This window comes from Effusibacillus consociatus (assembly GCF_042652925.1).
In the GTDB taxonomy this organism is placed as follows: domain Bacteria; phylum Bacillota; class Bacilli; order Tumebacillales; family Effusibacillaceae; genus Effusibacillus; species Effusibacillus consociatus.
Window position 1 is genome coordinate 1 of the sequence record NZ_JBHSHC010000139.1, and the last position, 12,514, is coordinate 12,514.

15 protein-coding genes and 1 pseudogene are annotated in these 12,514 nt (G+C 46.0%); 1 reads left to right on the forward strand and 15 read right to left on the reverse strand.

Annotation, left to right across the window (positions count from 1 at the left end):
• Positions 1 to 232: 232 nt before the first annotated feature.
• Positions 233 to 577 carry a four-helix bundle copper-binding protein gene (locus ACFO8Q_RS19710; RefSeq protein WP_380028280.1) on the forward strand — a complete coding sequence of 115 codons (345 nt, stop codon included), beginning with the start codon at positions 233 to 235 and terminating at the stop codon, positions 575 to 577.
• 146 nt (positions 578 to 723) lie between these two features.
• Here ACFO8Q_RS19710 and lgt read toward each other — a convergent pair whose 3' ends face one another.
• The 15 genes and pseudogenes from lgt to ACFO8Q_RS19785 all read right to left on the reverse strand — a co-directional run bounded on the left by lgt (position 724) and on the right by ACFO8Q_RS19785 (position 12,435).
• A complete protein-coding gene (lgt, locus tag ACFO8Q_RS19715) occupies positions 724 to 1,539 on the reverse strand; it encodes a prolipoprotein diacylglyceryl transferase (protein ID WP_380028282.1) in 816 nt (271 codons plus the stop codon).
• A gap of 87 nt (positions 1,540 to 1,626) precedes the next feature.
• The gene (locus ACFO8Q_RS19720; protein WP_380028284.1) at positions 1,627 to 1,986 is read right to left on the reverse strand and encodes a response regulator transcription factor; all 360 of its coding nucleotides are present in this window, start codon (positions 1,984 to 1,986) and stop codon (positions 1,627 to 1,629) included.
• A 21-nt stretch (positions 1,987 to 2,007) separates the two neighbouring features.
• On the reverse strand, positions 2,008 to 2,775 hold the full coding sequence (locus ACFO8Q_RS19725; RefSeq protein WP_380028286.1) for an urease accessory protein UreH domain-containing protein: 768 nt from the start codon (positions 2,773 to 2,775) through the stop codon (positions 2,008 to 2,010).
• A 117-nt stretch (positions 2,776 to 2,892) separates the two neighbouring features.
• Positions 2,893 to 3,663, reverse strand: coding sequence for a beta-class carbonic anhydrase (locus tag ACFO8Q_RS19730; RefSeq protein WP_380028288.1), 771 nt, complete (start codon positions 3,661 to 3,663; stop codon positions 2,893 to 2,895).
• 182 nt (positions 3,664 to 3,845) lie between these two features.
• Entirely contained in the window at positions 3,846 to 4,775 is a 930-nt protein-coding gene (locus ACFO8Q_RS19735; RefSeq protein ID WP_380028290.1) for a cupredoxin domain-containing protein, read from the reverse strand.
• A 17-nt stretch (positions 4,776 to 4,792) separates the two neighbouring features.
• Positions 4,793 to 5,071: a hypothetical protein gene (locus ACFO8Q_RS19740; RefSeq protein WP_380028292.1), complete on the reverse strand. Its 279-nt coding sequence runs from the start codon at positions 5,069 to 5,071 to the stop codon at positions 4,793 to 4,795.
• A 2-nt stretch (positions 5,072 to 5,073) separates the two neighbouring features.
• The gene (locus ACFO8Q_RS19745; protein ID WP_380028294.1) at positions 5,074 to 5,547 is read right to left on the reverse strand and encodes an urease accessory protein UreH domain-containing protein; all 474 of its coding nucleotides are present in this window, start codon (positions 5,545 to 5,547) and stop codon (positions 5,074 to 5,076) included.
• A 186-nt stretch (positions 5,548 to 5,733) separates the two neighbouring features.
• Entirely contained in the window at positions 5,734 to 6,276 is a 543-nt protein-coding gene (locus ACFO8Q_RS19750) for a hypothetical protein (RefSeq protein WP_380028296.1), read from the reverse strand.
• A gap of 98 nt (positions 6,277 to 6,374) precedes the next feature.
• Positions 6,375 to 6,995 (reverse strand): SCO family protein, encoded by a 621-nt coding sequence (locus ACFO8Q_RS19755; RefSeq protein WP_380028298.1) that lies wholly within the window; start codon positions 6,993 to 6,995, stop codon positions 6,375 to 6,377.
• A gap of 5 nt (positions 6,996 to 7,000) precedes the next feature.
• Entirely contained in the window at positions 7,001 to 7,624 is a 624-nt protein-coding gene (locus ACFO8Q_RS19760; RefSeq protein ID WP_380028300.1) for an SCO family protein, read from the reverse strand.
• Positions 7,625 to 7,658: 34 nt separating this feature from the next.
• On the reverse strand, positions 7,659 to 8,258 hold the full coding sequence (locus ACFO8Q_RS19765; protein ID WP_380028302.1) for a DeoR family transcriptional regulator: 600 nt from the start codon (positions 8,256 to 8,258) through the stop codon (positions 7,659 to 7,661).
• 281 nt (positions 8,259 to 8,539) lie between these two features.
• Positions 8,540 to 8,731: pseudogene (locus ACFO8Q_RS19770) on the reverse strand (glutaredoxin family protein); the annotation flags it as partial.
• A gap of 114 nt (positions 8,732 to 8,845) precedes the next feature.
• The gene (locus ACFO8Q_RS19775; protein ID WP_380028304.1) at positions 8,846 to 8,971 is read right to left on the reverse strand and encodes a hypothetical protein; all 126 of its coding nucleotides are present in this window, start codon (positions 8,969 to 8,971) and stop codon (positions 8,846 to 8,848) included.
• Positions 8,972 to 9,178: 207 nt separating this feature from the next.
• Positions 9,179 to 9,811 (reverse strand): polysaccharide deacetylase family protein, encoded by a 633-nt coding sequence (locus ACFO8Q_RS19780; protein WP_380028308.1) that lies wholly within the window; start codon positions 9,809 to 9,811, stop codon positions 9,179 to 9,181.
• A 179-nt stretch (positions 9,812 to 9,990) separates the two neighbouring features.
• Complete coding sequence (locus ACFO8Q_RS19785) at positions 9,991 to 12,435, reverse strand: heavy metal translocating P-type ATPase (protein ID WP_380028306.1); 2,445 nt, start codon at positions 12,433 to 12,435, stop codon at positions 9,991 to 9,993.
• Positions 12,436 to 12,514 lie beyond the last annotated feature (79 nt).

Sequence of the window (12,514 nt, forward strand, 5' to 3'; positions counted from 1 at the left end):
GAGACCCAGCATACAGGAGGCGCTTTTCTTTTTGCAAACTGCGTTTTAATTCATTACAGGAATAGCTCCTATAGTCAAATAGCAATTATATTATGGACTATTTTGAGGTTATTATTCATCCTGGTCTCCCTGAAGAAAGTTATTCCAGCATATTCAAGTGGGATATTTGCAAACGATATATTTAGGTTCGGGAATTGAACCGGAGAGTAAAAACAAAAAAGGAGGAGTCTCCATGCCTACAGCTGTTATGGCTACTTCCGCGATGCAAGCTTGTATCGACGCTTGTAACGCGTGTCTGCAAGCATGTGAAGAATGTTACACGGCGTGTTTCAATGAAGCGGATGTCCAGGCTAGGACGCGTTGCATTCAACTTTGCCGGGATTCGGCCGACATTTGTGCTCTAGCTTCGCAGTATATGTCTCGCAATAGTGAGTTCGCGAAGCAAATTTGCGGCATTTGCGCAACAATCTGCGACGCTTGCGCCACCGAATGCGCGAAATTCCAGGACGCTCATTGCCAAAGATGTGCGGAAGCGTGCCGGAGATGCGCGGACGAATGCCGGAGAATGGCTGCTTAAAAATTTTAATCGTAGGGCGGGCGTAGGACTTCCTCACCGCCTTTTTCTTTTTGAGAATTGTTCCTGTTATTTAGTGACTGCAAAAAACCGGTACGTATCCGGGTCTTTGCGATGGGAATCTTTACTCTGCGTGGGTTTGTATACTCCTATTTGGCATCCGTTTGACGATTGGAATCCAATTCAAAACTAGCTGTGTTTCGGGTTCGCCCCCTTTTGGTCAGGAACAATAGAGCCGTTGTGACTAAACCAGCACCTACGCTCGTCCATTGCGCAGCTGTCCATCCGAACAAGTAGTGGGGTGTATCCCCTCTTAAAAATTCGAGCGAAAATCGTCCTACCGAATATAACGATACATAAGACAAGAAGAGAACACCTTGTGGGAGTTTCCTATTTTTTATCACCAATAAAAGGGCAAATACAATAAGATTCCACTGTCCTTCCCAGATTTCCGCGGGGTATAACGGCTGATCCCCATATCGATCGTAAGCGACGGTACCGGGCGGGTAAACAATACCGAAAGTACTCCCTGTCGGCGAACCAAAAGCATCACCGTTTAAAAGACAGGCAATTCGTCCAACCGCCTGCCCCACGATCATTCCAGGGGCAAACAGATCAGCCGTCTCCCAAAACTTCCAGCCGAATTTTCTAATGTACCAGACAGCTGTTGCTATACCACCTACAAGTCCTCCTTGGATTGACATCCCACCCTTCCACACCGCCACAATGTCGGAGGGATGTTGCAGATAATAGCTGCCGTTGAAAAACAGAACCTCCCATACGCGTGCGCCAACTAATCCGCCAACGACAGCCCAGATGCACAAGTTCAAAACTCGTTCCCGGTCTTTGCCTTCCTGTTTTGCGAAATACAAAACCACACCAATCCCGATCAAAATTGCCAGTGCCACAACCAATCCATAAGATCGAATTGGGTAGCCCCAAAGCTCAAATAAAATGACTCGCATTGTTTACACTCCTTTTTCAAAAATCAATGTACGTGCGGGAAGAATACCAAAATAGCTGTTAAAAATTTTCGTGAAAAACGGGTATCTTTAGGGCTTCCCAAAAAGCTCTACGACTCTTGCCACCAATTCTTTTGGGGAGAACGGTTTTACAATGTAGTCATCCGCTCCAAGATGGAAGGCTTCAATTTTATCCTGGTCGGACGATTTGGCGCTGATCATAATGATACCTGCACTCGACAACGATTTAATTCGTTTGCAAGTTTCGTCACCCGAAATTCCGGGAAGCATGCGATCCAATAAAATTAGGTGGTATGGATTCTGTTCGTGGCGGCAAATCCCTTCTTCACCACTGTTTGCAAGATCCACTTCATACCCTTCCCGCTCCAAATACGCTTTCATAACTTCGGCAAGTTTTCGCTCGTCTTCGACGATTAATATTCGTTTCATCCCGCTCCGAAACCCCGTTTCTTAAAAAGTCCAATACAGAAGCGTGTCGTTGATTCCAAGCAATATGAAAATCACGGCAACGATTTTTGCAACCACCCGATTGATTTTGCCCGAGTTTTTCACGAACTTCTTCTTTAACGCGTCACTTCCCGTTGCCAGCAGAAACGACAAGAGAAGAAGCGGAAGTGCTGTTCCGACCGCGAACACCGCGGGAAACGCAATTCCCCCCGTCGATCGAATGCCCAACGGAACCAACATACCGAAGAAAAGCAAGAACAGAGTGGGGCAAAAAGCGAGCGAAATCACATTTCCTAAAAAGAAGGCTCCCCATACTCCTTGTTTTGGAACGATTCTTAAAAGCTTGTCCTTGATGCCTTCGCCTATTGTTTTCCTGAATCTGAACACGCCGATCATTACGAGCCCCGAAACAAGAAAAATCGGTCCCATCCCTTTTCGTATCACTTCGATGACGGGAATTAGGTGTTCAGAAACCACTTCCATTCGCGTTCCGAGAAAGATGACGGTTCCCCCTATCAACGAATAGGCGAAAATCTTACCTGCAACAAAGCCGAGTGCCTGATTGAATGTCGCCTCACCATTGCCAACATATCGGGACACGTACGCCAAAGCCCCGACGTTGGTCGAAATCTGGCAGGGAGCCGTCGCGCCCGCCAACCCCAAAATCAACGCGACCAAAACCGGGATGTTGACGCCTCTCGACAGTTCGTATATCGGCTGCCCGAGGGAGTTAAAGAATTGCGAAATCCACTGATACCACTCGATCCACACGTCTGAATACCCCCCATATTCGATACAATGTAAATACATAAAGGAATCGTAACAAAGAAATTTGATAAAAATGTGAAGAAAAAAGACTTACTTGCTTCCAAGTAAGCCCTCAAGCTGCTATCTATTGCTCCATACACCTTTCGCAAACATTTCTTCAGCCGTATCCACCTTATCCGCAACTCGATGATATGGAAAGCGTAAGGTACCTGATTCCACTTCATACACATATCCATGAATGACTACATCCTTACGAATTAACGGGTGGTTTCGTAACAGTTCCACCTGTGCCAAACATGCTTTGTCTGTATCATCGAACATTCGAATCCATTTCACAAATGAGTTGTACAGGTCACCTTTTAACTCAAGTTCTGGCAACGAAGGATCAAGGGGTACTGTTGCAGGATCGATTTTTCGACCCAAATGAAATTCCAAATACTTTAGAATCATATCCGGGTCAGTATGGAAGAAATGACTCATCATTCCGCATTCTGTATGAGTTACTACAATGATCTCGTGTGAACCAAAGAAATTACATGACAAAGCCGCCGATCGGATCACATCGTCAGTCACAACGCCTCCTGCGTTTCGATAAATGTGAGCATCGCCAACTTGCACCCCCAATGCTTTTTCAATAGGTACACGTTCATCCATACAGGTCAGAACGAATAATCGGCGGTTATTCGGCAATTCCTTTTGTCTGCGTAATGCCCAATCTTCACGTCGGGAGATTTCCGAATTAACCTTTTCGAATGTGTAGGGAGAGGGCAATACGTGTTCATGAATGGGGCTTGCCTCCTGATAATCGCTTTGGTGTTGCCTCGGTTTTGCGTTACGATTCGTATGTGTGTGGGGGTAAAGTGGATAAGGGATGAACCGGTACGGGAACATTTTTTCACCCTTTCTGAAGCGGTAAGTCTAAAACTTCTTTGCCTTCGTCTCTAGGCATCTTATTCGCAATGTCTCGTAATGGATACGCCCATATAAACGAAAAAGCCCTCCGGACGAGGGCTTCTTACGCTGCATTCCACTTCTTATTTGATTTCGTGAAAGACCATGAATTGAAATCAATTTTAGGATTCCACGGTTATATATCCTCCGTACATTCCCATGCCGCAAGTGAAGACGTATTTTCCTGGTTTACTCGGGGTGATCTCGACTGTCGTTGTTCCCTGCTTCAAGGCTTGCTGGATATTGAAGTCCGGCATGATCAAATAGGACAAGCATCCGCCTCTATAGTCCTTCTGAAAGTTAAGCTTCGTCGGAACGCCCGCTTTCAACTTAATTTCGTCGGGAGTGTATCCGTTTGTACCGACCTTGATGTCGACTTCTTGGTATCCGTTCTTTTGTTTGGCTTGTATATTCGAAGCAGTTGAACCCGAGTTGGAAGCCACAGATTCCGTAGTCGTTGCCCCAGCAGGTCCCGAGGAGACGTTTTTCAAAGACGAGCTTCCGATACCTGGAGTTTTCATCATCACAAAAAGCAAAACAAGAACGACAGGCAGCACCAGCCATTTAAGACGTGACAAACTGTTGCCTGTTGCCTCTTGTGCCGAGGTATCTTTCTTCTTTTCGATGACTCTGGCTTCTTCCTGAATTAGTTTGACCAAAAGCGACATGACGACGATGAAAATCAAGTTGACGAATCCGATCATGATTGTGGGCGACTGGTAGACCACCATCACGCCAAGCATCGCGCCCATCATGCCGCCCATGATACCGGACATCATGCCGTCCATGGCAGCCATCAGACTTACAGGCTTGCCCGTGTAATACCCGACCGCCATTCCGATCAAAATAGATACCACGGTCGGCATCAACAATTGACCTTGCGTAAACGTGCCGAAAACGGTACCGATCAAAAGACTCGACATCATGGCAGCCGTCATCGCGATCATCATCCCTGCCATGCATGTCAATTTGTCCTTGTAACGGTACGTGAGTACCATCGGATACCCGGTCATCAGGATTCCGGATAGCAAAGCAACGATAATCGTGAACACAGGAAACTCCCCCTTTTTTAAATCAGCCAATAGCTGATGGTTTCATAAATGCCTGACAGCAAAAACATGGTTCCCGATAGAACTTTCGACACCCTGTGAACGGACCAAGTTCGATCTATCACTTTGGTGAGCAATGCGGTTCCGGTCGATAAAAACAACGTGTATAGTAAAAGCGGAATGGTCGTTCCTACCGCAAAAAACACTGGGTCGAAGAACCTTGTGGAACTTGTACCACTTTTCGGTACAACAACGCCAAAAAATAGCCAAAACAGCGTGGGGCAGAAAAGAAAACCCATCGTTAGCCCAAACCTAAGGCGCTGTTTTTTAACGATATCCAATTCTTCGCTTTTTCATGAACGACGGATAAAAAATTCATTCGCACGGGGATTAAGCCAAGCAATACGAAACCGACGATCATGAGTGTCGGTCCCAATACCATCTGAAACAGATTGTTTCCGAAAAACGGTATGTCTTCGATCGTCGTTCCGATAAGAATCGCCGTCGTTCCTAACGCGACGTAGACAACAGCCTTGCCCAACACGAAAAAAGCCGTACGCGACCAAGCCGATTTCCTGTCGATGGAGCTTGTGACAAGTGCAATCGCGCTTGAATTCGAAGTGAGCTGACATGGAGCCGTGGCTCCGACAATCCCCAACAAAAACGCCGTTACACCGAAAACATTCAGGTGAAGGGCAAGGTCGACAACGGGTTTCGCCACCGTCTGAGCCAAGGAACTAAGCCAAACGTGCAAGTAGACCAATACCGATTCCAAATTGGCCTAATCCCCCTCGCTTTTCTAATAGAGTATTATAGCCACTAATTGTGAAGAATTTGTGATGTACAATGAGAGGTTCAAAAAATATTTTCCGACACTTTATGTCATTTCGGATTCAGAGGCAATTTCCTTCTTAACCTCCGTTAAACTCCCCCGGTAGTCGGCTAATCTTTGGGTATCGATTCAAACGCGCTTCATTCGTTTGAGAAAATATCCTAAGATTCCTGCGACAATGATTGTTGGAATCGCAATCCAAACCCATAAGGGAGCAATTTTTTCAATCTCCGATTTCACATGGAGCTGATCTTCGAACTTTGCGGTTTCCTTATCTTCTGGACGTTGTGCCGTCACGCTAAGTTTCCAATCGCCGCTTTTCGGTAAGATGATTTCAGCCCGGTAATCCCCTTCCCCTACGGGTTGAGGTTTTACGTTTATGGTTTTCTCGCGGTTTGTTAAAGTTACAATCACTTCGGGACTTGACAAAGTTTTTCCCTGTTCTTTCGCTTTTACAGCCGCGAAATCAAACAAAGAAACCTTCATCGTAAACTGGTCCCCAGCAAAAGCACGTTGGTCCGAACCAGGTTTAACATCAGCGATTACCAAAGCGTCCCCATGACCCGCGTGAGCGTATGTCAACTGAGCGGTGAATAACAGTAATAAACAAACAATCCGGAAGATTCTACTGATTTGTTTATTCAATAATCCGATGGTCCCTATTTGTCTCATTCGACAATCCCCTCTCGTTTCAATTGGCCACCTCAATCGATAGCGGGAGATAGTCTCCTCTAATCTTCCTGCTTCTCGGTAAAACTTAACTGGTAAGACTATTCGTCAGAAGAGAGACGAGCAATGTCCTTGGTGATTTCCGCAACGATATGCTTCGACTCGTTGTTAAGACCGACATTGTACACTCGTCTAATATTGTTATCGCGATCCACTAAAAGAACTTTATTCTTATGAAGAGCGCTTTCTTCATTTGCTTCCACAGTAACTCCAAATTTGTCGGCAATTTCTTTCGTGGCTTCGTTGTTTCCGCGAAGGAACATCCAGCCGCTCCGATCCGCTCCGTGGGCGTTCGCGTAAGCCTCGATCACTAGCGGCGTGTCCCGCTTTTCGTCAAAACTGATCGAAACAAACACCGCGTCTTTTCCGAAAATACCCTTTCGTTTCAGGTTTTCTTGTACGTTTGCCATGTACGAAGTGGTCAACGGACACACATCCGGGCAATTTGCGTAAAAGAAGTTTACCAACCGGATTTTCCCGTTTAGTTCAGAAAAATGAACTGGCTTACCTTCAACGTTCGTCAGCGTAAATTCCGGAGCGCGGGAAACAAAGGGGAGCCGAGTTGCTCCCCACCACAGCCAATATCCAATCCCCGCTATAACTGTTATAATCAATGCGGCAGCCACAAAGTTAAACCAGTGTTTTCGCAAGTATTGATTCATCTGGATCACTCTTTTGCAAGTTTGATTATGTCTTTCAATATTTCTTGCGTCTCGGCTTTTACGTACTGCTTAACCACACTGCCATTGCGATCGACCAAAAAAAGGCGGTCGGAATGCAGGAATTTCCCATCGGTATCTTTTTCGACGTGTCCGCCAAACTTGTCTGCGATTTGTTGCGTTTCCTTCTCGTCTCCGCGCAAGAACGTCCATCCGCTTGGATCGGCATTAAATTTGTTCGCGTAAGCTTTCAGCACGTTTTCCGTGTCACGCTTTGGATCGACGGTGATGGAAACGAACTGAACATCTTTTCCAAAAATCCCTTTCTCCTTCAATTTCTCTTGCACGTCTTCCATTTGTTTTGTGGTTATCGGACAAACGTCATCGCACGACGCGTAGAAGAAATAAACCAATCGAACTTTCCCGTTGGAATCGCTGAACTTTACATCCTTGCCGTTGAGATCTTTCAACGCGAACTCGGGTGCCTTTCTGATTTCGGAAGATTCGTTTTGATTCAACAAGGAGTTGATCTGTGTATTTGCAGAAGGTTGTCCGTTCGCGCTCCCAAATAACTGAACTCCTAGTCCTACTACCCAAGCGAGCGATAAAGCTATCGGAACAATTTTTTTCATATGCCACCCACCTGTCATATTTTTATCCCTGATTTTACTGAGCTTGTCCCTGTTTCGTACAGCAACCCTCCCGCTCGCTTCGCATATTACCGTTAACACTCTCTATCGCTTTGTCAAACGAAAGCACGCAACCTCCGAAGCCTTTGACAACGCCTTCCGCATAATCCTTTCTCGCAAAAGTGAGTATTTGCGGTTGGCAGCAACCAATATCGATTGCGGTGTCTACGACAAACCAAGCCGAAGAGGAACTGATGGTTGTATTGGAAAAGAAGTCGAAACAAATTGCTTGAATCACTTGATCACCCAATTGCTGGTGGCGCAGCAACCCGCAATGAGCGCAACAAGCCGACTCCACTCTGTTATTCGGCAAAATCAGTCTGTACGCAAGCCTTTGGTCGATCCTTCGACTGCAAAAAACGCAATCGTTATCGTCCAAAACTTTACCCGGCTCTTCCCGAACAAGTGTGATGCCGCCGAAGGTTTTAATAATAAATCCTTCTTCTACCAAAGGTTTTATGTCTCGGTGAACCGTCATCTCGGATACTCCGAGCAATTCACTTAACTCGGAGATCCTGAGATTGCCTCTATCCCGAATCAACTCTTTAATTCTCCGTTGACGCTCACTCGGTAACAAGTATTTCACCCGCCTTACATGTAAAAAATTCGCTTGATAAATTCTCACAAAATAAATCATATTTTAACAAACTTAATATCCTACATTTTATATGCGTTTCGGAGCATATTCAATACATCTAGCGTGTTAAATGTTGACAATCGTTTGAATTCCTTGTGAAACAATAACACATAAATGTGAAGAATTTGTTATGAAAGCGTGCAATTCGTCAGGAAAATTTCCCCCAATACAAAAAAACTATCCCGAGAGTACGGGATAGTAAGTGATATTCAGAGATTCAACTAAGTGAGGAGTAATTTTTCAATTTCATCTCGGTTCGCCGCAAAGCCAATAAAAACTTTTTCTCCAATTACAAGCGTAGGAACAATCATCTTCCCTGTAAGTTTCATTAATTCGTCCGCTTTATTTGGTTGTTCTTGAATATCATGTTCTGTATATGTCATATTGTGCTTCGAAAGAAACTCTTTCGCTGCCTTACAATCCGGTCAAGTGGGGGTGCTATAGATCTCGATAGATGTATTTGCCATTGACTTCTTAACTCCTGTTGGTTTTTTTGATTTTGTATTACTTTTAATCCCCATATGTAATTATTTTTCACGTTCTTTTTGTATGGCACGAACAACAGCCCTTTTTCTGCTCCTTCCGTACCGCCAAAACGCAAAAGAGCCTACAATTCCAACCACAAGAGCCAATAGGTACAGAAGCTCATCCATATTTTGTCACGTCCTTACCGTCAATATTAAATAAACTGTGACTTTGTGACATGGTCTCCATTCAAAATGAGTTGTCTAAATTTAAATTTCCCCTTTTTCCATTTTTTGATTCTTTGTCTTAACTATCTGGCACCCTTGATTTTCTGCCTATATGGAAACTACCCCACACCAAGAATCGGGGTAGTTAGCCACCTTCAAATGCTTATTTTATTCTTTGCTCGGCATTGGAAACTGATAGTGCTCCAAACTCAACTGAGTGTGAGGTAGGGAAAATTTCATTCCCATTGCTCGTATTCCCTGGATTAAGTCCGGAAGAATTTTTAGGGTTTGCGGCAATTCGTGAAGTAACACGATATCTCCAGGAGCCACATTTTCCAATACATTATCTAGAATTTCTATTTCGTCTTTTTTATGCATCCAATCCCAACTTGCTATTTGCCATAAAACGACTTCTAAATTTAACCTTTGAGCGATCTTGATCGTATCTTCGTTGTATAGACCATACGCCGGACGAAACCAGCTAATGCTTTTGCCGGTTAACGATTCCAGTTTTTCTTTCGACAGATGGATCTCTCGCAATTGTTCCTCATAAGAAAGCTTCGTTAGTATCCGATGAGAGTGTCCGTGACTTCCGATCAAGTGACCTTCATCCAACACCTGTATCCAAGGTTTCTTGACATCAACCAAACTCGTCTGCCAAAAAAATACCGCTTGTACGTTTTCCTTTTTTAAAAGGGTCAGTAACTCGGGAAGATAACGCGTCGGACCGTCATCAAATGTTAAGACCACTTCCGGTTGTTGATTTTTGACGATAACCCGATCGTCGTTCCAGTCATGTATGACTGAGGTTCTCTTTCAGACTCAATTGTAATTTCGATGACGGTGAACCATCACGTCCCTCCTTTCGATCCCATCAGTTATAGCTAAATGAATCCGTTAACTGCTATTATCCTAAACTCGTTCCATTCCTTTCTTAAAAAAGCTACCTGGATTATAAAACCAGGTAGCTTTAGTCCTAATCACACTCGAACCGGTTTCCATCGGCGCAAGAACAAGGTATTGGTTACTACAGACACGGAACTGAAAGCCATCGCCGCTCCAGCGAGCATTGGATTCAGAAGACCGAACGCCGCAACTGGGATTAGAACAATGTTATACGCGAAAGCCCAGAACAAGTTCTGCCGTATCTTTCGCATTGTCGACTTCGAAAGTCTGATGGTATCGACAATTCCCATCAAATCTCCTCGCATCAACGTAACGTCCGCTGCTTCAATCGCCACGTCTGTACCTGTACCAATTGCGATTCCGATATGGGCGGCAACCAAAGCCGGAGCGTCGTTGATTCCGTCCCCCACCATCACGACGATCTTACCTTCTTTTTTCAATTTCTCCACTTCAGACGCTTTGTCCTCGGGCAATACCTCCGCCAATACACGGTCGACGCCCACCTGTTTTGCGATCGCTTCCGCCGTTCGTTGGTTGTCGCCGGTAATCATAATCACTTCAATGCCCAAGTCTTTCAACTGGCGAATGGCTTTGGCGGAAGTTTCCTTCACAGTATCCGCTACCGCCACAATTCCTTCAAGTTGACCATCGATCGCCATCAACATGGCGGTTTTTCCTTGGCCCTCCAATTCCTCCATGCGATTTATCAACTTATCGATGGCGACATTGTTTTCACGCATCAGTTTTTTGTTCCCAATTAAGATTTTCTTTCCGTTGACTTCGACTTCGATACCGTGACCCGGAATCGCATTGAATCGGGAAACTTCTCCTAATTCCAATCCTCTTTCTTTCGCTCCGTTCACGATCGCTTCACCCAAAGGATGTTCGGAACCGCGTTCAGCCGTGGCAGCCAATTGGAGAAGTTCATTTTCGGAATGTTTGCCCACGGTTACAATGTCGGTAACTTCCGGTTCCCCTTTGGTGATCGTACCCGTTTTGTCAAGCACAACGGTCGTCACCCGATGCGCGCTTTCAAGATGCTCGGCTCCCTTGATGAGAATTCCGTTTTCCGCGCCCTTCCCGGTTCCTACCATCACAGCCGTCGGAGTCGCCAACCCCAACGCGCAAGGGCAAGCGATGACCAACACTGCGACCGCGCTGATTAACGCGGGAGTAAAACCGACTAAGAAATACGTGATTGCAAAGGTCAGAAGGGCGATCCCTATGACAATCGGCACGAAGATCCCAGCAATCGTATCGGCGAGACGCTGGATCGGAGCTTTCGATCCCTGCGCTTCTTCTACAAGCTTGATGATTTGCGCCAACGCGGTGTCTTTCCCGACTTTGGTGGCTCTAAATTTGAAGGAACCGTGTTTGTTGATCGTGGCTCCAATGACCGAATCACCCACATTTTTCGAGACGGGCATGCTTTCGCCAGTGAGCATCGATTCGTCCACGGTACTGCTTCCTTCGATGACTTCGCCGTCGACCGGGATTTTCTCTCCGGCGCGCACGAATATAATGTCCCCCACTGTGACGTCTTCAATCGGAATGTCCACTTCTTGTCCGTCGCGAATTACCCGGGCGGTTTTCGCCTGCAAGCCCATGAGCTTTTTGATCGCCTCGGACGTCTGTCCCTTCGCCCGAGCCTCCAACATTTTTCCGAGGAGGATCAGGGTAATGATGATCGCAGCGGCTTCGAAATAGAGGTGATGCCAATTGCCTGTCAAAACGGCGACCAAACTGTAGAAGTACGCTGCCGAAGTTCCCAAGGAAACCAAAACGTCCATATTGGCGCTTCCTCCGCGGAGCGCTTTATACGCCCCTTTGTAAAAACGCCCCCCAACGTAAAACTGTACCACCGATGCTAACAGGAGTTGGACGTACGGGTGTAGGTGAAAACTGAGAGCCAAACCGGGCGCGTAAGCCATCGCAAAATCGGATACCATCTGAATAAGGAAAAAGGAAGACAGCACCGCACCAAGAGTGAACATCCGCTTTTGCGCCTGGTATTCCCGTTGCCGGGCTTCGCGTTCGGTGTCCGCATTGATTTCCTGATCAGTTTTCGCTTGATAGCCCGCTTTTTGAACGGCGGCAATCAGTCGATCGATATCGGTTTTTCCGGGAATGTACTCAACGGTTGCCTTTTCGCTTGCCAAGTTGACGTTAGCGTTCAATACGCCGTCCACTTTTTTAAGAGCCTTTTCCACCCGTGTTGAGCAAGCGGCGCAGGTCATCCCGCTTATCGAGAGCGTCGCCTTTTCTTCGCGGACGCCATATCCTGTCTTTTCAACTTTTTCGATCAGTTGGTCAAGCGACACTTTGTTCGGATCGAACGTAACGGTCGCTTTTTCCGACGCCAGGTTGACCGCCGCCTGTTTAACGCCTTCGAGTTTGGAAAGGTTTTTCTCAACTCGCGTCGCGCACGCTGCGCAGGTCATTCCCGTAATGCCCAATGTAACCCGATCTTCCACAGCTTGCGCGTCCGATTGTTCTTGCACTTTCGTTTCTGTTGCCATATGTCAATCCCTCCCTCAATAAATTAATGTTTTCTTCGTTTTTCTCGCTCTATCACACTATTTCACTTTTGACGCACGA

Excerpts from the sequence above, each read along its gene's own strand:
- ACFO8Q_RS19710 (WP_380028280.1), top strand. The coding sequence starts at position 233 with ATGCCTACAGCTGTTATGGCTACTTCCGCGATGCAAGCTTGTATCGAC.
- lgt (WP_380028282.1), bottom strand. The coding sequence starts at position 1,539 with ATGCGAGTCATTTTATTTGAGCTTTGGGGCTACCCAATTCGATCTTAT.
- ACFO8Q_RS19720 (WP_380028284.1), bottom strand. The coding sequence starts at position 1,986 with ATGAAACGAATATTAATCGTCGAAGACGAGCGAAAACTTGCCGAAGTT.
- ACFO8Q_RS19730 (WP_380028288.1), bottom strand. The coding sequence starts at position 3,663 with ATGTTCCCGTACCGGTTCATCCCTTATCCACTTTACCCCCACACACAT.
- ACFO8Q_RS19740 (WP_380028292.1), bottom strand. The coding sequence starts at position 5,071 with ATGGGTTTTCTTTTCTGCCCCACGCTGTTTTGGCTATTTTTTGGCGTT.
- ACFO8Q_RS19750 (WP_380028296.1), bottom strand. The coding sequence starts at position 6,276 with ATGAGACAAATAGGGACCATCGGATTATTGAATAAACAAATCAGTAGA.
- ACFO8Q_RS19755 (WP_380028298.1), bottom strand. The coding sequence starts at position 6,995 with ATGAATCAATACTTGCGAAAACACTGGTTTAACTTTGTGGCTGCCGCA.
- ACFO8Q_RS19760 (WP_380028300.1), bottom strand. The coding sequence starts at position 7,624 with ATGAAAAAAATTGTTCCGATAGCTTTATCGCTCGCTTGGGTAGTAGGA.
- ACFO8Q_RS19775 (WP_380028304.1), bottom strand. The coding sequence starts at position 8,971 with ATGGATGAGCTTCTGTACCTATTGGCTCTTGTGGTTGGAATTGTAGGC.
- ACFO8Q_RS19785 (WP_380028306.1), bottom strand. The coding sequence starts at position 12,435 with ATGGCAACAGAAACGAAAGTGCAAGAACAATCGGACGCGCAAGCTGTG.